We start from the raw sequence: 19768 nt of genomic DNA, 5'->3' as shown, positions 1-19768 counted from the left end.
CGCATGATCACCCTCTGCGCGGGAATGGCGCAGAGGGTGGACATCTTTCGCACCAAGAGTGTCGAGCAGTCGATGCACGACACCGAGGCCCCCGAGCACCAGCTGCGTAAGCGTCTCACCGCCGTCGACCTGACCGTCTTCGGCATCGGCGTGATCGTGGGCACCGGCATCTTCGTGCTGACCGGCCAGGTGGCGAAGGAGCTGGCCGGCCCCGCGGTGGCGCTCTCCTTCATCATCGCGGCGATCGTCTGCGGACTGGCGGCCCTGTGCTACGCCGAGTTCGCCTCCACCATCCCGGTGGCGGGCTCCGCCTACACTTTCGCCTTCGCCACGCTGGGCGAGTTCCCCGCCTGGATCATCGGCTGGGACCTGATGCTGGAGATGGCGCTCGCCTCCGCCGTGGTCGCCGTCGGCTGGTCCGGCTACTTCAGCTCGCTGCTGAATTCGATGGGCATCTACCTGCCCAGCTGGATGGCGGGCGAGGCTCCGGTCGTCAACCTGCCCGCGGTGATCATCGTGCTGATCCTCACCGCGATCCTGATCGCGGGCATCAAGCTGTCCTCCCGGGTCAACCTGGTCATCGTCGCCATCAAGCTCACGGTCATCCTGCTGGTCATCGTGGCGGGCCTGTTCTTCATCAACGTCGCCAACTACACCCCGTTCATCCCCGAATCGACCCCCACCGAGACAGGCAGCGGAGTCCACGCGCCACTGATCCAGGTCCTGTTCGGCATCACGCCGGTCGCATTCGGCGTGCTGGGCATCTTCTCCGCCGCCGCGATCGTGTTCTTCGCCTTCATCGGCTTCGACATCGTCGCCACCGCGGCGGAGGAGACCATCGAGCCGCAGCGCGACATGCCGCGCGGCATCATCGGCTCGCTGGCGATCTGCACGGTCCTGTACGTCGCGGTCTCGCTGGTCGTGGTCGGCATGCAGAAGTACACCGAGCTGAGCTCCAGCGCGCCGTTGGCCGACGCGTTCACCTCGGTCGGCCAGAACTGGGCGGCGGCCCTGATCAGCATCGGCGCCATCGCGGGCCTGACGACCGTGGTGATGATCCTCATGCTCGGGCAGACCCGGGTGCTGTTCGCGATGTGCCGCGACGGGCTGCTGCCGCGCGCGCTGGCCAAGGTCCACCCCAGGACCGGCACGCCCGCCGTGCTGACCGCGATCGTCGGCGCCGTCGCGGCCGTGCTGGCCGGGTTCATCTCGCTGAGCGCGCTGGCCGAGCTCGTGAACATCGGCACGCTCTTCGCGTTCGTGGTGGTCTCGGCGGGCGTCATCATCCTGCGCCGCACCCGGCCGGACCTGCATCGGGCGTTCAAGGCGCCGCTGGTGCCGCTGCTGCCCGTGCTGGCCGTGCTCGCCTGCCTCTACCTGATGCTCAACCTGCCGGTCGAGACGTGGCTGAGGTTCCTGATCTGGCTGGCCCTGGGCGGCGTGCTCTACTTCTTCTACGGATACCGCCACAGCACGATCGCCGGCTACGAGCCGACCTCGCCCAAGCCCTGACACCTCGTCAGAGGGCGAAGACCGCGCCGCCGGCGGCGTGTACCAAGCAGGCGTTGGCGTACACACGGCCGAAGGAGACCGGCTCGCCGCGCCACATGCCCGCCACCACCACCGCGTGCGGGCGCAGCTCGCGCGTGCACACCGCGCCGGGCGTCACGTTGAGCGCGGCCGGATCGCCGTTGACCTGCCGCAGCAGGCGGCAGGCCGCGCGCGGCGCGGGGTGGTCGCCGCCGGCGCGGTCGCAGGTGAGCGTGACCGCCTTCGTCTCGCCCTGCTTCACCGCGAGCACGATGCGCAAGGTGGACTTGGGGTCGCGCTCGGCGCAGGCCGGTGACGCGGCCGCCGTCACCAGAAGGGCTCCGCACAGCGCGACGGCCGTCATCGTGATCCGCTTTCCTCGTAGCACGGCATCAGACGCTACGACGCGGGGCGACCGGAGGTGAGGAGACCCGCGGGCGGGTCTCCTCAAGAGCTGGTCAAGCCGGCCGCGAGGCCACCCCGGCCGGCAGGAAGCGGGACCCGGAGAAACCGGTCCGATCCAGGTACGGGGTGATCCCGCCGAGGTGGAACGGCCATCCGGCGCCGAGGATCATGCACAGGTCGATGTCCTGCGGCGCGGTGACCACGCCCTCGTCCAGCATGATGTGGATCTCTTCGGCCAGCGCCTCCAGCACCCGGCGGCGCAGCTCCTCGGCCGTGGAGGGGGAGGAGCCGCCCGTGAACAGGGCCACCGCCTCCGGATCGAGGGAGAAGTCCGGCAGGTACACGCCCGGCTTGCCCGATGCGACGAGCTTGGCGAGATTGGCGGAGACGCGGAACCGGTCCGGGAAGGCCTCGTGCAGCGTCTCGGCCACGTGCAGGCCGACGGCGGGGCCGACGAGCTGCAGCAGCGCGAACGGGGTGATCGGCAGGCCGAGCTCGTCCAGCGCGTGCTCGGCCACCTCCAGCGGCGTGCCCTCGTCCACGGCGGTGATCACCTCGCCCATGAACCGGGTCAGCAGCCGGTTGACCACGAACGCGGGAGCGTCCTTGACCAGCACCGCCGACTTCTTCAACGACCGGCCCACGGCGAACGCGGTGGCGAGCGTGGCGTCGTCCGTCGCCGCGCCCCTGCCGATCTCCAGCAGCGGCATCACCGCGACCGGGTTGAAGAAGTGGAAGCCGACCAGCCGCTCCGGGTGCGCGAGCCGCTCGCCCATCTCGGTCAGCGACAGCGAGGAGGTGTTGGTGGCCAGCACACAGGTGTCGGACACCACGGCCTCCACCTCGGCGAACACCTGCTTCTTGACGGCCAGGTCCTCGAACACGGCCTCGATCACGAAGTCGGCGTCGGCGAAGGCGTCCTTGGTGAGCGAGCCGGTGATCAGGGCGGTGAGCCGGTTGGCCTGGTCGGCGGAGACGCGCCCCTTGGCCAGCAGCTTGCCGATCTCGGCGTGCGCGTACGCCACACCCTTGTCGAGCCGGGCCTGGTCGAGATCGGTCAGCACGACCGGCACCTCCAGGCGGCGCGCGAACAGCAGCGCCATCTGCGAGGCCATCAGGCCCGCGCCCACCACGCCGACCTTGGTGACCTTGCGCGCCAGCGACGCGTCCGGGGCGCCCGTCGGCCGCTTGGCCCGCTTCTGCACCAGGTCGAAGGAGTAGAGACCGGCCCGCAGCTCGTCACCCGTCAGCAGGTCGGCCAGCGCCTCGTCCTCGGCGGCGAAGCCCTCGTCGCGGCTCGCCGTACGGGCCAGTGAGATGAGGTCGAGCGCCCGGTAGGGCGCGGGGGAGGCGCCGTGCAGCTTCAGGTCGACCAGGAAGCGCGCGTCGCCGATCACCTTGTCCCAGTCGGTGCCGGAGTCGGCGGCTGTGTGGTCGGGGCGGTCGACCGTCACCTCGCCCTGCAGCACGCGGGCCGCCCAGCGCAGCGACTCCTCCAGGAAGTCGGCCGGCTCGAACATCGCGTCGGCGACGCCGAGCTCGAACGCCTGAGCGCCCTTGAGCATGCGGTTCTGCGCCAGCGGGTTGTCGATGACGAGCTTGATGGCGTTCGCCGGGCCGATCAGGCGGGGCAGCAGTTGCGTGCCGCCCCAGCCCGGCACCAGGCCGAGGAAGCACTCGGGCAGCGCGACCGCCGGGACGCCGGCGGAGATCGTCCGGTAGGTGCAGTGCAGCGCGACCTCCAGGCCGCCGCCCATCGCCGCGCCGTTCACGAAAGCGAACGACGGGATGGGCAGCTCGCCCAGGCGGCGGAAGACGTGGTGGCCCAGCGCGCCGATCGCCAGCGCCTCCTCGCGCGAGGCCAGCTTCGCCGCGCCGGTGAGGTCCGCGCCGACGGCGAAGACGAACGGCTTGCCGGTGACGCCGACCGCCGCCAGATCGGTCCTGGCGGCGATCTCCGACAGCGCCCCGTTCAGCGCGAACAGCCCGTGCGGGCCGAAGGTGCTGGGCTTGGTGTGGTCGAAGCCGTTGTCGAGCGTGATCAGCGCCATCGTGCCCGCGCCGCCGGGCAGCTCCACGTCGCGGACCAGGGCCTTGGTGACCACTTCGGCCGCGTTGCGCTCGCTCAGCAGCGAACGCCAGGTCTCGAGGTTGCTCATGCCAGGTTCTCCCAGATCACGGTGCCGCCCATGCCCATGCCGACGCACATGGTGGTGATGCCGTAGCGAACGTCGGGGCGCTCGCCGAACTGGCGGGCGAGCTGCGTCATCAGCCGCACGCCCGAGGAGGCCAGCGGGTGGCCGAAGGCGATCGCGCCGCCGTAGGGGTTCACCCGAGGGTCGTCGTCGGCGATCCCGAAGTGCTCCAGGAAGGCCAGCACCTGCACGGCGAACGCCTCGTTGATCTCGAACAGGCCGATGTCGGAGATGGACAGCCCCGCCAGGCGCAGCGCCCGCTCGGTGGACGGGATCGGGCCGACGCCCATGACCTCGGGGTCCACACCCGCGAAGGCGTAGGAGACGAGCCGCATCTTCGGCGTGAGGCCCAGCTCGCCGGCCACGTCGGCGGCGGCGACCACACAGCCGGTCGCGCCGTCGTTGATGCCGGAGGAGTTGCCCGCGGTGACGTTGCCGTGCGGCCGGAACGGGGTCTTCAGCCCGCCCAGCGTCTCCACCGTGGTGCCGGGACGCGGAGCCTCGTCCTGCACCGCCAGGCCCCAGCCCTTCTCGGCCGTCCTGATCGCCGTGGGCACCAGGTCCGGCTGGATCTTGCCGTCGGCGTAGGCCTTGGCCACCTTCTCCTGCGACAGCGCCGCGTAGGCGTCGGCGCGCTCCTTGGTGATCGACGGGTAGCGGTCGTGCAGGTTCTCGGCCGTCATGCCCATGACCAGCGCGCTCGGGTCGACCAGCTTCTCCGACAGGAACCGCGGGTTGGGGTCGACGCCCTCGCCCATCGGGTGGCGGCCCATGTGCTCGACGCCGCCCGCGATGGCCACGTCGTAGGCGCCGAACGCGATGCCGCCGGCGACCGTCGTCACCGCGGTCATCGCCCCGGCGCACATGCGGTCGATCGCGTAGCCGGGCACGGACTTGGGCAGCCCGGCCAGCACCGCGGCCGACCGGCCGATGGTGAGGCCCTGGTCGCCGATCTGGGTGGTCGCGGCGATCGCGACCTCGTCCACGCGCTCGGGTGGCAGTTGGGGATTACGCCTGATGAGCTCGCGGATGACGCGGACGACCAGGTCGTCGGCGCGGGTCTCCGCATAGAGCCCCTTCGGCCCTGACCTGCCGAAAGGCGTGCGCACGCCGTCGACGAACACGACGTCACGAGAGGAAGGCACGGATTCGCTCCTCGTTGCTGGATGGCTTGCGAGGCCCATGCTACTCGTCAGTAACCACCATGCACGCGAACGTCGTGACGAGCAGGGCGTAGATCATGGGGGTGGCCGGAGTCCAGAAGTGGGCGCGGGCTCCCAGCAGGGCCGCGACGGCCACGGCCGCCCCCGCCCACAGCACCGCGCCGCGCCGCCGCCGGCGCGCGCCGCGGCCGGGATCCCACGGATCTCCGGGCACCCCGCCCGCCCGGCCGGCCCGCGCGGGGATCCCGCGCGGGGCACGTGCCGGTTGCAGCGCGTCCCGTGCCGACCAGGGGGTGGTGCCCCGTACCCGCCCGCGCCCGTTACGTGTCCACCACGGATCGTCCCGTGCCCGCCGAAGCGCGTCGCGCGCCCAGCAGAGGCAGAAGCACATCCCTGCTGCTGTCGCGGCCATCGCCAGCACGTTGACGGCGTCGGCCAGGACGGTGGCGACCGCGTGCCGGCCGGCGTCGGCGAACAGGCGCGGCAGCGCGCCACCCAGCAGCACCACCAGCGCCCACCCGCAGGCCATCCCCAGCCTGCTCAGCGGGCGCAACCGGGAGGCGGGCGGGGCCACGTACAGCTCATGCTCCCGGCGCCGCGTCTCCCGCACCCGCAGGCCCCAGGCCGCCTGGGTGAGGGCCAGCACGGGCAGCGCGCCGACGAAGACCACCAGCGCGAGCACCGCCAGCACCGCGGAGGGCTGCAGTGCCGGGGGTTGCGCCGTTGGAGGCAGAACCGCAGAGGGTGTGGCCGCGCGCTCGGCGAGCAGTTGGGTGGCGCTGAGGAGCGCGAGCGAGCCGGTCAGCGCGATGAGGGCGATCCGGCGCGCGGTCCGGGTGCGCGCCCGCAGCCCCGCCACCGCCTGCGCACCCGGAGGGGGTGCGATCTCGGTCATGAGCATGGATGTCATGATGGCGTCACCACGGAGGGTAACACCCGGGATTCACCGAGTTCGCATGGAGCCCTAGCTTTCCTCGTCTTCGTACGGGTAGCCCCAGCCCTTGCCCGGTTCGCAGATCTTCATGGTGATGCTCTTCTGACTGCTCGTGGGGGTGACGACCTGGAAGACCACCCGGTGCGTGCCCCCCGACTGGTCCCAGGCGATGCTGGGGAGCAGGGGCTTCGACGATGGACCGCCCGCCTGGCGGCCCTGGTTCCGGCCGTTGAGCAGCCAGCGGTAGCTGTAGGGGCCGGTGGCCGTGACCTTGGCGTACAGGTTGGCGTCGGAGCGCCAGCAGTCGCCCACCCGGATGCCCTCGACGGAGAAGGCCACCGAGGTCACCCCGCCCCCTGCGGTAGCGGTGGGTTCTGTGGTCCGGGGACGTGTGGCGGTGGGCTGGGCGGTCTTGGGGCCGGCGGTCGTGGGGCGGGTCGCCGTGGGGCGGGAGCTCGGTGGGGTGCTGGTCGCGGTCCCGGTGGGGCGCGAGGTTCGGCGCTTGGGCCGGGTGGACCGTTTTGGGGCGGTGGTGGTCGGGGACGCCGTGGTGGTGGTCGCGGACGACGGGCTGGTGTCCAGGGTCACCGTGGTGGGCCGCCCGGAGGTCACGGGCAGCCACACCCACACGGCGACCACCGCACCCGTGACGACAAGCGCCGTCCCACCCGCGAGCAAGGCCAGACCGCCCCTGTTACGCGAGGCCACGGGGGTGGGCCTGGACCCATGAGGGTGAGTTGTACCGGGCGGGCGTCCGTACCCATCGGGCTGGGCCGGGTGGGGGCCGTACCCACTGGGGTGGGTTGCGCTGGGTGGGGGTCCGTAGCCGCCGGGGTGGGCTGTGCTGGGTGTGGGGCCGTACTCATGGGGGTGGGTCGGGCCGGGGGTGGTGGGCCGGCCGCTGATGAGCTGGAAGAGGACGTCCTGCATGGCGGGGCGGGCGGCGGGGTCCTTGGCCAGGCAGGCGTACAGGATCGAGCGCAGCGGCTCCGGCACCTCGCCGAGCCGTGGCTCGTCGTACTGGATCCTCGTGATCACCGCCGGCAGTGAGTCGTTGCCGAACGGCGGCGCGCCGGAAGCCGCGTAGACCATGACACAGGCCCAGGCGAACACGTCGGTCGGCGGCCCGACCGGCTGCCCGGCGAGCTGCTCCGGGGCCATGTACGCGGGCGTCCCGATGACGCTGCTGGTGGCGGTGAGCGCGGCGTCCATGGCGCGGGCGATGCCGAAGTCGATGACGCGCGGTCCGTCCCGTCCCAGCAGGACGTTCGCGGGTTTGAAGTCGCGGTGCACGACGCCCGCCCGGTGGATGGCGGCGAGCGCGGTGGCGGTGGCGACGGCGAGCCGCTGCAGGTCGGCGCCCGCGTGCCGGCCGGCCTGCTGCAGGGACGGCCCCTCGACGTACTCGGTCACGATGTACGGCCGGCCGCCCAGCGAGGCGTCCAGCACCTGGGCGACGCAGAACGGCTCCACCCGGCGGGCGGCCGCGACCTCCTTGGCGAAACGCCCGTCGCCGGTGACCCCCTCCCGCAGCGCCTTGACGGCGACCAGGGTGCCGTCGGGGGCGGCTCCCAGGTAGACGACCCCCTGGCCGCCCTCGCCGAGCTGTCTGATCAGCCGGTACGGGCCGATGGCGGGCGGCATCGTCATCAGTGGTCCACGGAGCAGACGTCGACCGAGACGCTCTTGTTCGCGCTGCTGGGCGAGGTGATCCGGAGGCTGACGGTGTGGCCGCCGGCGTCCAGCATGTACTGCTTGGCGGTGACGAACGCGGTGTAGTCGTCCCTCGGCACCCACGACCGGCCGCTCTCCACGCTCCGGCCGTCGACCCGCCAGGCGTACGAGATCCACACGCCCTGGCGGCTGGACTCCACGTACGTCTGGAAGTGCACCGGCGGCATGAGACAGCCGTCGGCGTCGGCCTGTCCGGGGCCGCCGCTCAGCTTGATCTGCAGAATGCTGACCCTGGCCGTGACCGGCTTCCTGGTCGGCTTGGGCGTCGCGCTCGGCGACGCGGCCTTCGTGCGCTGCGGGGAGGGCGACGGCGAGGGCTCGGCCGTACGGGTGGGCCGGGTGGCGGGCTTGTCCGTGGTCGTGCGCCGGGGAGCGGCCGTGGGCGATTTCCTGGCGCGGGTGGGGCCGGTGGACGGGGGAGAGGACGTGGTCGGGGAGGCGGTGGGCGTGGAAGGGCTGGTGGAGGGCGCCGCCAGCGTCTCCTGTCCTGACGGCCCCGGCCAGGGCACGACCCAGGCGACCCCGCCGATCACGGCGGCGACCGCCACCCCCGCCGCCACCGCGACGACGATCCCCTTCCGCCCCCGCGACGAAGAACGCCCCACCCCTCTCGCACCGTACGGCGGGTAAGGGCCCTCAGCGCCGCCCATCGGCCCGTACGGGGGATAGGGACCGTTCGGCCCGTGTGGAGGGTAAGGGCCGTTCGGCGGGCCTGACCTCGGGGGTTGCCGGTCGTACGAATCGCCGCCCATCGGCGGGTGCCGGATGTCCCAGCCCTCCGGGACGTGCTGGACGCCCGCACCCATCGGGCCGTCTCCGCCCCTCTGACCTCCGCCCATCGCGGCGGGCCTGCCGCCCGCCCTTGTCGGGTATTCGCCGTTCGGTGGGGTGGGCGGGCTGCCGGGGGGCTGTGGTTGCCGGCCGCCCAGCAGGCGTAGCAGGACGTCGCGCATGGCCGGGCGGGCTCGGGGGTCCTTGGCTAGGCAGTCGTACACGAGGGAGCGCAGCGGGTGGGCGAGGTCGCCGAGCTGGGGTTCGTTGTGCAGGACGCGGTTGATGACCGCCGGCAGCGTGTCCTGGCCGAACGGCGGCCCGCCCGTGGCCGCCCAGACGATCACCGACGCCCAGGCGAACACGTCGGCGGGCGGCCCGACCGGCTGCCCGGCCAGTTGCTCCGGCGCCATGTACGCGGGCGTGCCGACGATGCCGGTGCTGACCGTGGCAGCCGCGCCGGCCGCGCGGGCGATGCCGAAGTCGATGACGCGGGGACCGCCGGGGCCGAGCAGCACGTTGGCGGGTTTGAAGTCGCGGTGCACGACGCCCGCCTCGTGGATGGCGGCGAGCGCGGTGGCGGTGGCGACGGCGAGCCGCTGCAGGTCGGCGCCCGCGTGCCGGCCGGCCTGCTGCAGGGACGGCCCCTCGACGTACTCGGTCACGATGTACGCGGGCCGCCCCGGCGAGGCGTCCAGCACCTGGGCGATGCAGAAGGGCGCCACCTGCCCGGCGGCGGCGATCTCCTTGGCCAGCCTGTCGTCGAACCCGGCGCTGTCATGCAGCACCTTGACGGCGACCCGCCTGCCATCAGGCGTTTCGCCGAGGAACACGGTCCCCTGACCGCCGGAGCCGAGCCGGCCGAGCAGCCGGTACACGCCTACCGTTCTCGGATCGTCCTCCCGTAGCGGTTCGACATGCGCCATGAGGGCTGTGACTCCTGAGAAGGGTGCGATGGATCTACGTACCCTAGCCACTTACGGGATCAATCGGGATCAAGTCCCATGCGCCGCCATTTCATGAGGGGCCGATTTCTGAGTATGCTGCCCGACCTGATCATTGTGTGAAGGGCAACGCGTGGGCGGGTACCGGGATATCGACGTTCAGGACTCTCGTACCGCTCCGGCGATCGAGCGGGGCCATCGATCGAGCAGGCACCGGCCACCTTCGGGGCGGCTGACGCCGCTCGGCTGGGTGAGCGTGGTGGTGACCGTCGTGCTCGTGGTGGTCAGCCTGTCCGGCTACGGCTATTACCGCAGTCTGGACAGCCTCATCAAACGTAAGACGATCGATGCGGGCGAGGACCGCCCGCGCGAGACCGGCGCGCTCAACGTGCTGCTCATCGGATCGGACTCCCGTGAGGGCGACAACAAGAAGTACGGCGCGCTGTCGCAGGGGCTGGGCGAGCGCACCGACACGATCATGTTGCTGCACATCTCCCCGAACCGGGACAAGGCCACCATGATCAGCTTCCCTCGCGATTCCATGGTCATGATTCCCGCCTGCGACCTGCCGAACGGCACGGTCAAGCCCGCCGGGCTGGGCCAGATCAACTCCGCCTTCAACGACGGCGGCGAGTCCTGCACCATCAAGACGCTGGAAGCGCTCACCGACATCCACATCAACCACTTCGTGAAGGTCGACTTCACCGGCTTCAAGGGCATCATCGACGCGATCGGCGGCATCGAGATCTGCCTGCCCAAGGCCGTCAACGACCCCAAGGCGAAGTTCGTGCTGGGCCCCGGCAAGCACGTCGTGAAGGGCGAGCAGGCGCTCGGCTACGTGCGTACCCGCTACGCCCTCGGCGACGGCAGCGACCTCAGCCGCATCCAGCGCCAGCAGGTCTTCCTCACCAAGGTGCTGGAGAAGGTCACCGACGGCGGCCTGCTCACCGACCCAGCCAAGCTCGACGCGTTCCTGCGGGCCGGCGCCGGCGCGGTGACCGTCGACACCGGGCTCTCACTCTCCCGGCAGCTGGAGATCGCCAACAGTGTGAGCGGGCTGACCGCCAAGGAGCTCAAGGGCATCACCGTCCCCACCGAGCCCTACCCGGCCGACAAGAACCGGGTGCAGTTCAGCGAGCCCGCGGCGAGCGAGTTCTTCACCCGGGTCCGCGACGACGTCGAGGTCACCGTCGCCGCGAGCCCGGGGACTCCCACCGTGAAGAAGGTCAAGAACGAGCAGGTGCGCGTCCAGGTGCTGAACGCCACCGGCGAGGCGGGCAAGGCCACCACGGTGGCCGACGAGCTGGCGGCCCAGGGGTTCGTGGTGACCCACGTCGGCAACGCCGCTCCGGCGTCCACCACCTCGATCCGCTACGCCAAGAAGGACGCCGAGAACGGTCCCGCCTACGGTGAGACCGTGGCCGCCAGGCTGTCGAAGGACAAGCGCACCCCGGTGGTGGGCAAGGTCAAGCCGCTGACCACCGACACCTACAAGGGCAAGCCCGCGGACAAGCCCGCCGGGCCCCGGCTGACCGGCCCGGTGATCCAGCTCGTCATCGGCGCGGACTGGCCCGGCGTCCGGGTGCTGTCCACGATCCCGGACTCGCTCAAGGACAAGGTCGTCGACACCACCACCAACCCCTGCCTGTGAGTCAGGCGGTGACCCCCGCGTCCACCGCGATGCACGCGCCGGTGACGGCGCGCCCGCCCTCGCCCGCGAGATGCGCCACGGTCGCGGCGATGTCGTCGGGTGAGCAGTAGCGGCCCAGCGCGGTGAACCGGCGCTCCTCGTCCGCCTCCGGGCCGTCGGCCGGGTTCATCTCGGTGTCGGTCGAGCCCGGGTGCACCAGGTTGGCGGTGATGCCACGCGGTCCGAGGTCGCGGGCCAGGCCCTTGGTCAGGCCGATCAGCGCCGACTTGCTCATCGCGTAGAGGGTCCAGCCGGGGTAGGGCACCCGCTCGGCCAGGCTGCTGCCGATCGTGATGATCCTGCCGCCCGCCGTCAGGTGCCGCGCCGCCGCCTGCGCCAGTACGAACGCCGCGCGCGCGTGTACGGCCAGCGTGCGGTCGACCTCGTCGAGCGTCACCTCCTCCAGTGGGCCGTACGGGGCGATGCCCGCGTTGCTCACCACGACGTCCAGCCCGCCCAGTGCGGCGACCGCGCGCTCGACCGCGCCGACCACCTCGGCGGCGTCCGCCACCTGGGCCCGCACGCTCAGCGCGCGGCGTCCCGCCGCCTCGATCTCCTTCACCACCGTGGCGGCCCGGTCGGCCGCGACGGCATAGGTGATCGCCACGTCGAACCCGTCCGCCGCCAGGCGCCGCGCGACGGCCGCGCCGATGCCCCTGCTGCCACCGGTCACCAGTGCGATTCTGGCCATGGGTCCTCCTCAAAGCGGAATCAGTTCCGCTTCACACCATAAGCGGAACTGATTCCGTATGCAAGGATGGAGGCCGTGAGACGCGAGCGCAGCGACGCCGGCCGCAACCGGGCGAAGATCCTCGCCGCGGCCGCCGGCATCGTGGCCGCCCAGGGCGTGCAGGGGCTGTCGATGGCCGAGGTGGCCGCAGCCGCCGGGGTGGGGGTCGGCACGCTCTACCGCCGCTTCGGCGACCGGTCCGGGCTGGCCTACGCGCTCATCGACGAGCGCGAGCGCGCGTTCCAGTCGGCGTTCATCGAAGGGCCGCCGCCGCTGGGGCCGGGGGCCGAGCCAGGGGCCCGGATCCGCGCGTTCCTGCACGCGCTCACCGACCGGACCGTGGCGCAGCTCGACCTGCTGTTGATGGCCGAGACCAGCGGCACGTTCGCCCGCTTCGGCGGCGCCTACGACGCCTACCACGCCCATCTGGCCATGCTCCTCGGGCGGCTACGGCCGGAGCTGGACGCCGCCTGCGTGGCGGACGCGCTGCTGGCGCCGCTGGCCGCGCCGCTGCTGGCCTACCGGATGCGCGAGTGCGGCGTGGGGGTCGAGCGGATCAAGTCCGCGCTCGACGGCCTGCTCGACGGGCTGCTCGCCTGACGGCCGATCGGCTGCCATACCCCCTCGAATTGGGGCTCAAACGACTCTTGGGGCCAATGTGACAGAGAGTAACTTTAGCGAAACATGTGAATTATCCGGACAAGATGGGGTCGATTCTGTTAGGAAAGGTAGCGGTCCGTATCCGTACTAGAGAGGTACAGCGTGGCTCGCGACGAGAACGACAGGTCATATGAGGATGGACAGGGGAGGTCGTCGAACCCCGACTTGACCGGCGACGTGCTGTCCCCGCGCTGGAGCACCGACGACACGGACGAGCAGCCGGCCATCCAGGTCTCGGGCAACGAGACCTACATCCTGCCGCCGGCCCAGGGTGTGTCGGCCGACGGTGAGCCGTACCTCACCACGGGCGAGCCCATCTACCTGGACAGCCAGGGCGGCTACATCAAGGATGAGACGGGCAGCCCTTATCTCGTGGACGGGCAGGCCGACGCCCTCTACACGGGCGACGCGCCCAGCGGCGCCCATTACTCGGCCGACGCCGCCAGCGGCGCCCATTACTCGGCCGACGCCGCCGGCGGCGCGCTCTACACGACCGACGCCGCCAGTGACGCCCTCTACGCGGGCGACTCCCCGAGCGGCGCCCACTACCTGAGCGACTCCCCGAGTGGCGCGCACTACACGGGCGACTCGCCCAGCGGTGCCCACTACGTGGGTGACTCCCCGAGTGGTGCGCACTACACGGGCGACGCGCCGAGCGGTCCTCTGTACACGGGTGACTCCCCGAGCGGCGCGCACCGCCTCGACGAGGGCGGCGAAGTCGCCTACCTCCCGCTCGACAAGAGCTACGAGAGCTCGTACGGGGACGACGACGACCGCCCCAAGCGCGGCTTCCTCGGCTCCGGCTGGACCGAGAACCCCGACGACGGGCACGGCAGGAGCGACCAGGAGGTGCGTCGCCGTACCAGGCTCCTGCTGGTGGCGGCGGCGGCCGTGGTGCTGCTCGGCGGTGGCGCGGGCTGGATGCTCACCAGCACTTCCTCCGACGACCCGTGCGCCGGTGGCCGCTGCGCCACCGTCGGCGAGCTGAAGCCGCCCGCCGCGACGCCCAACGACGAGGTGGACGTGCCCATCGAGGAGGCCGAGGACACGGCCACGTCCGAGCCGACGGCCTCCGCGACCCAGCCCGCCACCAAGGCGCCGGCCAGGGTGCGGCCCACGCGGACCGCCACCCAGACGCGGGAGCCCGCCACCACCAGGTCGCCGAGGGCGACGGCCAAGCCGACCAGCAGGGCCACCCGGGCGCCCGAGAACGACGCGCCGCTCCAGGACTTCGCGCCCGAGACCACCAAGCCGCAGCCCAAGGACCGCAAGACCGAGAGCTCGCTCGAGAACAAGCCCGCGGATCAGCCGACCATGGCGCCGTCCACCCCGGACCTCGCGCCGCAGCCGCAGGAAACGTCGAAGGGACTGCTCGACATCCTGTTCCCCTGGGCCTGAGACAGGTAAGCCTGAGACATGTAAGGATGCGGACCCAGGTGCCGTCTGGCACACTGGGAAACCGCTTTCCGGGAGGTCTCGTGGTCACGCTGGAAGACGTCGCCAGACAGGCAGGCGTCTCGCTCGCGACCGCCTCGCGGGTGCTGAACGGCAGCACCCGCCAGGTGGGGTCGGCGTTGCGGGCGCGCGTCGAGCGGGCCGCCGACGAGCTCGGCTACCGGCCCAACAGCGCCGCCCAGACGCTGGCGCGCGGGGCGAGCAACGTCATCGGCATCGTGGTCCACGACCTGACCGACCCCTACTTCGCCGCGCTGGCCGACGGCGCGATCGGGGCCGCCGCCGGTGAGGGCCTGCTCGTGATGGTCGGCACCACCCACCGCGACCCCGAGCAGGAGATCGCCTACGTGGCGACGCTGCACGCCCAGCGGGTGCGTGCCGTGCTGCTGGCCGGCTCCCGGGTCACCGACCAGGCGGTCACCGCGCGCCTGGCCGCCGAGCTGGCCAAATACCAGGCCGGGGGCGGACGGGTGGCCTGCGTAGGTCAGGACCTGCTCGATGTCGACACCGTGGCGCCCGCCAACTACGAGGGCGCCGCCGCGCTGGCCCGCTCGCTGGCCGGCCTCGGCCACACCCGCTTCGCCGTGCTGGCCGGGCCGCCGCACCTGATGACGGCGGCCGACCGGTGCGCCGGGTTCGTCTCGGCGGTCAAGGAGCTCGGGCTGCCGGAGCCGCTGGTGATCCCGGGGCCGTTCGACCGCGACGGCGGCTACGCGGCGGCGCGGCGGACCGGCGAGGCGACCTGCGTGTTCGCGGTCAACGACGTCATGGCCGTGGGCGCGCTCGCCGCGTACCGCGAGCAGGGGATCCGGGTGCCGCAGGACGTGTCCGTGGCCGGTTTCGACGACATCGCCACCCTGCGGGACCTGGTGCCCGCTCTGACGACCGTACGGCTGCCGCTGAAGGACATGGGCGCGCGCGCCCTGGAGCTGGCGCTGTCGGCGGGGGAGTCCGTGACGGTGGAGCAGGTGGCGGGCCAGGTGGTGCTCCGTGAGAGCGTGGCGGACCTGCGGTGATGTCGACATGAGGGGGAGAGCTTGATGAGGCTGGCGGTCAGCACGCTCGGGATGCCCGGCGCGGGGCTCGACGAGGCGATCGAGGCGGCGGCCCGGCACGGCTGCCAGGGGCTTGAGCTGCGGCTGCATCCCGACACCGGGGTGCACGCCGGCCTCGACCGCGACCAGCGCCTGTCGGTGCGGCGCAGGGTCGAGCGGGCGGGGCTGGAGATCTCGGCGCTGGCCGGCTACGTCGGCGTGTGCCGGCCGGGGGAGGACGAGCCCGTCGTCGAGGCGCTGCTCGCCGACCTCGCGCTCGCCGCCGACCTGGGCGCGCCCGGCGTGCGGGTGTTCCCGCGCGGCGGCGATCCGGCCGTCGGAGCGGGCCGCCTCAAGGCGGTCTCCGGTACGGCGGCCGAACTCGGCGTGCGTGTGCTGGTGGAGACGCACGACGAGATGGCCACCGGTGCCGCCCTGGCGGAGCTGCTCGCCCAGGCGAGCACGCCGGGGACGGCCGGTGCGATGTGGGATCTGCTGCACCCGTGGCGGCACGGCGAGGCCCCCGCCGACACGCTCGCCGCCCTGGCCCCCTACCTGGCCTACGTCCAGGTCAAGGACGCCGTCTCGGCCGAGGACACGACGCCGGTGCCGATGTGGTCCGGCTCGGTGCCGCTGGACGAGGCGGGGGACTTGCTGCGCGCCGCCGGTTACGACGGATGGGTGTCGCTGGAGTGGGAGCGCACCTGGTATCCCCAGGTCGCGCCGGTCGAGGAGATTCTGCCGGGGGCCGCCGAATGGGTGCGGCGCTTCGGCGCTTAGATGAGGGGCATGTCCTCCCCTCTCAACCGCCCTCTCCACAGCAAGGTGCTCGTCGTCGGCATGGACGGCCTGCGCTTCGACCGCCTCCTCGCCCTCCGGCCGCCCGTCCTGACCGCGCTGCTGTCCACCGGTGTGCACGGCACCGCCCGTCTTCCTTACGGCGAGTCCGGCGCCCCGCGTACCGAGTCGCCCGGCGAAGTCGTCCCCGAGCTCGCCGAGGCGCCCCCGGACCCGGCCGGAGCGCGGGAGATCCGGGCACGGACCGATTCGGGGCCGGGATGGTCGTCGATCGCGAGCGGGGTCTGGCCGGACAAGCACGGGGTGGTGGACAACGGCTTCGCCGGTGCCCAGTTCACGAAATATCCGGACTTCTTGAGTCGGGCCAAGGCGGCGCGGCCCGAGCTGACCACCTCGGCGCTGTTCTCCTGGGCGGCGCTGGACGAGCACGGCGCGTTCGGCGCGGACATCGACACCAGGGTCGTGCTCGACGGGTTCGCCCTGACCTTCGCCGCCGCCGACCGGCGGATCGCCGCCGAGGCCGAGCGCCATCTCGCCGGTTCCGGCTCCGACCTGGTGTTCGTCTACCTGGGCGACACCGACGAGGTCGCCCACGACCTGGGCCCGCTCTGCCCCGAGTACGCCGAGGCCCTGCTCGTCCAGGACGCCTTCCTGGGCCGTTTCCTCGACGCCGTGCGCGCCCGCCCCTCCTTCGGCGACGAGCGCTGGACCGTGCTGGTCACCACCGACCACGGCCACGTCGACGAGGGCGGCCACGGCGGGACGTCGGAGCAGGAGCGCACGGTCTTCGTGATCGCCAACCGGCTGGGCGCCGACCTGGGCGGCGGGTCGCTGGGTGAGGCGAGGCTGGTGGACGTGGCCCCGACCGCGCTGGCGGAGCTGGGCATCGCGGTGGACCCCGCCTGGGACCTGGACGGAGTGCCGTTGGCCTTCTGAGAGGATCAACATATCATCAAGTGTTGAATTTTTCCGCCGGAAGCGTGAGACTCATGGACAAGAGGTGGACGCCGGGAGGACACGCGATGAAGACGGCCCTGGACTTCTCCCGCATCGACGGCGGGATGCTCGACGAGGTGGGCGGCAAGGCCGCCAATCTCGGCGAGCTCACCCGTGCCGGCCTGCCGGTGCCGCCGGGCTGGGTGCTGACCACCGGGGCCTACCAGGAGGCCGCCGAGGCGGCGGGCCTGGACGCGGTCATCGCGGCGGGCGGCCGGGGACTGGCGCCGGCGGCCAGGGCCCGGCTGCTGGAGACCCCGGTGCCGGCGGCCGTGGAGCGGGCCGTGCGGGAGGCGTACGGACGACTCGGCGACGAGACGGCGGTGGCGGTCCGGTCCTCGGCCACCGCCGAGGACCTGCCCTTCGCGAGCTTCGCCGGACAGCAGGACACCTACCTCAACGTGGTGGGGCCGCAGGCAGTGCTCGACGCCGTGCGCCGCTGCTGGGCCTCCCTGTGGACCGACCGCGCCGTCGCCTACCGCGAGTCCAACGGCATCGACCACGCCCGCGTGCGGCTCGCCGTCGTCGTGCAGGTCATGGTGGACGCGCGGGTGGCCGGGGTGATGTTCACCGCCAACCCCGTGACGGGCAGGCGACGCGAGACGGTCATCGACGCCGCTCCCGGCCTGGGCGAGGCCGTGGTGTCCGGCGCGGTCAACCCGGACCGGTTCGTGGTCGACACGGACCGTGGCGAGATCCTGCACCGGCAGCAGGGCGACAAGCGGCTGGCGATTCGCGCGCTGCCCGGCGGCGGCACGGAGCGCGTCGACACCGAGCAGGTCGAAGCTGGGTCCGACGGGTTCTGCCTGGACGACGCGCGGGTGCGCGAGCTGGCCGCGCTCGGCGCCCGCGTCGAGGGGCACTACGGCGCCCCGCAGGACACCGAGTGGGCGCTCGACGCGGACGGGAAGCTGTGGCTCACCCAGTCCAGGCCGATCACCACGCTCTACCCCCTGCCGGAGCCGCGCGGGCAGGACCTCCGGCTGTACTTCTCGCTCAACGTGGCCCAGGGCGTCATGAGGCCGCTCACCCCCATGGGGATCGCCGCGCTCAAGCTGGTGGCCGGCGGCGCGGCGAGCCTGTTCGCCGCGTCGCCCGAGGACCTCGCCGGCCGGCGTGACGGGCCGGGCGTGCTGGCGGTGTCGGGCGAGCGGCTGTGGATCGACCTCACCACCGCCGTGCGCAGCCGTCCGGGCCGGTTCATCCTGCCGAAGGTGCTCTCGGCCGGGGAGGCTCGCTCCGGCGCCGTGCTGGAGAGCCTCGCCGACGACCCCAGGCTGTCGGTGATCCACGCCTCGCGCGTCCCCCTCGCCCGCGCCGCCTTCCGCTTCGCCCGGCGGGTGCACGCCCCCACCCGAGTACGCCAGGCAGTGACCAGCCCAGAACGGGCGCTCGCCTTCACCAGGCGGATCGGCGAGGAGGTCGACCGGCGGCTGCGCGTGCCCGACACGGCCACCCCCGCCGAACGGCTGGCCCACGCCGAGCGCGTGCTCGCCGGCACCTTCCCGCTGATGATCTCCATCATGCCGATCGTGATCACCGGCTACGGGCTGTTCGGGCTGGCGGCCAGGCTGTCCGGCGTGCCGCTGGGCGAGATGCAGGACGTGCTGCGCAGCGTCCCGCACAACCCGACCACCGAGATGGACCTGGAGCTGTGGGCGCTGTCCACCCGCATCGAGCCCGAGCCGTTCCGGCGGGCGCCGGTGAGCGAGCTGGTCCGCCGCTACCGGGCGGGCGAGCTGCCGCCGAAGGCCCAGCGTGAGATCGCCGCCTTCCTGCGCGAGTACGGCCACCGCGGCGTCGCCGAGATCGACGTGGGCGTGCCGCGCTGGTCGGAGGACCCGGCGCACATCCTCGGCGTGCTGGCCAACTACCTGCGCATGGACGGCGGCGCGGACCTCGCCCCCGAGGCGCTGTTCGCCAGGGGCGCGGCCGAGGCCGAGGCCACGACGGCCCGGCTGGTGGCCGCCGCCCGCCGCCGTGGGCGGGTGCGGGCCGCGGTGGTCCGCTTCGGGCTGCGCCGCACCAGGCAGGTCGTGGGGCTGCGCGAGCTGCCCAAGTTCTACCTGGTGAAGGTCCTGGCGGGGGTACGGCGCAGCCTGCTCGTCGTCGGCGACCACCTGGTGACCACCGGCGTGCTCGACGCGGCGGCGGACGTGTTCTTTCTGACCCCGGCGGAGATCGAGTCCGCACTGACCGGCGGCGACCTGCCCGAGCCGGCGGCCGAGTCAGCGTCTGCGGGGGGTGACCTGCGCGGGCTGGTGGCCGGGCGGCGGGCGGTTCACGAGCGGGAGTCGCGCCGCAGGCACGTGCCGAGGGTGCTGCTGTCCGACGGCACCGAGCCCGAGGCGCTGGCGACCGCCGCGGCGGACGGCGCCCTGATCGGCACCGCCGCCTCGGCCGGCACGGTGACCGGCACCGCGCGGGTGGTGCTCGACCCGGTCGGCGCCCACCTGGAGCCGGGCGAGATCCTCATCTGCCCGTCCACCGACCCCGGCTGGACGCCGCTGTTCCTCACGGCCGGCGGCCTGGTGATGGAGATGGGCGGCTCCATGTCGCACGGCGCGGTGGTGGCGCGGGAGTACGGCATCCCCGCCGTGGTCGGCGTCCCCGACGCCACCCACCGCATCACCACCGGCATGCGGGTCACCGTGAACGGCGCGGCGGGGACCGTGACGATCGCCGAGCCTCAGGAGGCGGCCGTCACCACGCCGGCGTAGGAGGACCCG

At 72.5% G+C, this 19768-nt stretch carries 15 protein-coding genes; 8 read left to right on the top strand and 7 right to left on the bottom strand.

Annotation, left to right across the window (positions count from 1 at the left end; genetic code table 11):
* The first annotated feature begins 3 nt into the window (after positions 1-3).
* Complete coding sequence (locus tag ACIBQX_RS10070; RefSeq protein ID WP_397002658.1) at positions 4-1512, top strand: amino acid permease; 1509 nt, start codon at positions 4-6, stop codon at positions 1510-1512.
* 7 nt (positions 1513-1519) lie between these two features.
* Here the strand turns inward: ACIBQX_RS10070 and ACIBQX_RS10065 are convergent, their stop codons facing one another.
* The 6 genes from ACIBQX_RS10065 to ACIBQX_RS10040 all read right to left on the bottom strand — a co-directional run bounded on the left by ACIBQX_RS10065 (position 1520) and on the right by ACIBQX_RS10040 (position 9658).
* Entirely contained in the window at positions 1520-1918 is a 399-nt protein-coding gene (locus tag ACIBQX_RS10065; protein ID WP_397002656.1) for an SSI family serine proteinase inhibitor, read from the bottom strand.
* 70 nt (positions 1919-1988) lie between these two features.
* Positions 1989-4094: a 3-hydroxyacyl-CoA dehydrogenase NAD-binding domain-containing protein gene (locus tag ACIBQX_RS10060; RefSeq protein WP_397002654.1), complete on the bottom strand. Its 2106-nt coding sequence runs from the start codon at positions 4092-4094 to the stop codon at positions 1989-1991.
* Positions 4091-5314 (bottom strand): thiolase family protein, encoded by a 1224-nt coding sequence (locus ACIBQX_RS10055; protein ID WP_397002652.1) that lies wholly within the window; start codon positions 5312-5314, stop codon positions 4091-4093. Before ACIBQX_RS10055 ends, ACIBQX_RS10060 begins: the two co-directional genes overlap by 4 nt.
* Position 5315: 1 nt before the next feature.
* Complete coding sequence (locus tag ACIBQX_RS10050; protein WP_397002650.1) at positions 5316-6203, bottom strand: hypothetical protein; 888 nt, start codon at positions 6201-6203, stop codon at positions 5316-5318.
* A 54-nt stretch (positions 6204-6257) separates the two neighbouring features.
* Positions 6258-7877, bottom strand: coding sequence for a protein kinase (locus ACIBQX_RS10045; protein WP_397002648.1), 1620 nt, complete (start codon positions 7875-7877; stop codon positions 6258-6260).
* A complete protein-coding gene (locus ACIBQX_RS10040; RefSeq protein ID WP_397002646.1) occupies positions 7877-9658 on the bottom strand; it encodes a protein kinase in 1782 nt (593 codons plus the stop codon). The genes ACIBQX_RS10045 and ACIBQX_RS10040 overlap by 1 nt, the downstream gene beginning before the upstream one ends.
* A 268-nt stretch (positions 9659-9926) precedes the next feature.
* Between ACIBQX_RS10040 and ACIBQX_RS10035 the strand changes: the two genes are divergently transcribed.
* On the top strand, positions 9927-11327 hold the full coding sequence (locus ACIBQX_RS10035) for an LCP family protein (RefSeq protein WP_397002644.1): 1401 nt from the start codon (positions 9927-9929) through the stop codon (positions 11325-11327).
* Position 11328: 1 nt separating this feature from the next.
* Here the strand turns inward: ACIBQX_RS10035 and ACIBQX_RS10030 are convergent, their stop codons facing one another.
* Positions 11329-12057 carry an SDR family NAD(P)-dependent oxidoreductase gene (locus tag ACIBQX_RS10030; protein ID WP_397002642.1) on the bottom strand — a complete coding sequence of 243 codons (729 nt, stop codon included), beginning with the start codon at positions 12055-12057 and terminating at the stop codon, positions 11329-11331.
* A 66-nt stretch (positions 12058-12123) separates the two neighbouring features.
* Here ACIBQX_RS10030 and ACIBQX_RS10025 point away from each other — a divergent pair, with 66 nt between their 5' ends.
* From ACIBQX_RS10025 to ACIBQX_RS10000, 6 genes are all read left to right on the top strand, one after another.
* Positions 12124-12696: a TetR/AcrR family transcriptional regulator gene (locus tag ACIBQX_RS10025; protein ID WP_397002640.1), complete on the top strand. Its 573-nt coding sequence runs from the start codon at positions 12124-12126 to the stop codon at positions 12694-12696.
* A gap of 225 nt (positions 12697-12921) precedes the next feature.
* Positions 12922-14154, top strand: coding sequence for a hypothetical protein (locus ACIBQX_RS10020; RefSeq protein ID WP_397002638.1), 1233 nt, complete (start codon positions 12922-12924; stop codon positions 14152-14154).
* Between the two features lie 80 nt (positions 14155-14234).
* Positions 14235-15227: a LacI family DNA-binding transcriptional regulator gene (locus ACIBQX_RS10015; protein WP_397002636.1), complete on the top strand. Its 993-nt coding sequence runs from the start codon at positions 14235-14237 to the stop codon at positions 15225-15227.
* 24 nt (positions 15228-15251) lie between these two features.
* Positions 15252-16025: a sugar phosphate isomerase/epimerase family protein gene (locus tag ACIBQX_RS10010; RefSeq protein WP_397002634.1), complete on the top strand. Its 774-nt coding sequence runs from the start codon at positions 15252-15254 to the stop codon at positions 16023-16025.
* A gap of 9 nt (positions 16026-16034) precedes the next feature.
* Positions 16035-16979 (top strand): alkaline phosphatase family protein, encoded by a 945-nt coding sequence (locus ACIBQX_RS10005; RefSeq protein ID WP_397002632.1) that lies wholly within the window; start codon positions 16035-16037, stop codon positions 16977-16979.
* Between the two features lie 86 nt (positions 16980-17065).
* The gene (locus ACIBQX_RS10000) at positions 17066-19759 is read left to right on the top strand and encodes a PEP/pyruvate-binding domain-containing protein (RefSeq protein WP_397002630.1); all 2694 of its coding nucleotides are present in this window, start codon (positions 17066-17068) and stop codon (positions 19757-19759) included.
* Positions 19760-19768 lie beyond the last annotated feature (9 nt).

Origin of the sequence: Nonomuraea sp. NPDC049714 (assembly GCF_044465295.1) — a bacterium.
Classification (GTDB): Bacteria; Actinomycetota; Actinomycetes; order Streptosporangiales; family Streptosporangiaceae; genus Nonomuraea.
This window is presented reverse-complemented; position numbering and strand designations above follow the sequence as displayed.

Bases quoted from the DNA above. Each gene is read 5' to 3' on its own strand.
- ACIBQX_RS10070 (WP_397002658.1), top strand. From the start codon at position 4: ATGATCACCCTCTGCGCGGGAATGGCGCAGAGGGTGGACATCTTTCGC.
- ACIBQX_RS10060 (WP_397002654.1), bottom strand. From the start codon at position 4,094: ATGAGCAACCTCGAGACCTGGCGTTCGCTGCTGAGCGAGCGCAACGCG.
- ACIBQX_RS10055 (WP_397002652.1), bottom strand. From the start codon at position 5,314: ATGGGCCTCGCAAGCCATCCAGCAACGAGGAGCGAATCCGTGCCTTCC.
- ACIBQX_RS10050 (WP_397002650.1), bottom strand. From the start codon at position 6,203: ATGACATCCATGCTCATGACCGAGATCGCACCCCCTCCGGGTGCGCAG.
- ACIBQX_RS10045 (WP_397002648.1), bottom strand. From the start codon at position 7,877: ATGACGATGCCGCCCGCCATCGGCCCGTACCGGCTGATCAGACAGCTC.
- ACIBQX_RS10040 (WP_397002646.1), bottom strand. From the start codon at position 9,658: ATGGCGCATGTCGAACCGCTACGGGAGGACGATCCGAGAACGGTAGGC.
- ACIBQX_RS10030 (WP_397002642.1), bottom strand. From the start codon at position 12,057: ATGGCCAGAATCGCACTGGTGACCGGTGGCAGCAGGGGCATCGGCGCG.
- ACIBQX_RS10025 (WP_397002640.1), top strand. From the start codon at position 12,124: ATGGAGGCCGTGAGACGCGAGCGCAGCGACGCCGGCCGCAACCGGGCG.
- ACIBQX_RS10010 (WP_397002634.1), top strand. From the start codon at position 15,252: ATGAGGCTGGCGGTCAGCACGCTCGGGATGCCCGGCGCGGGGCTCGAC.
- ACIBQX_RS10005 (WP_397002632.1), top strand. From the start codon at position 16,035: ATGTCCTCCCCTCTCAACCGCCCTCTCCACAGCAAGGTGCTCGTCGTC.
- ACIBQX_RS10000 (WP_397002630.1), top strand. From the start codon at position 17,066: ATGAAGACGGCCCTGGACTTCTCCCGCATCGACGGCGGGATGCTCGAC.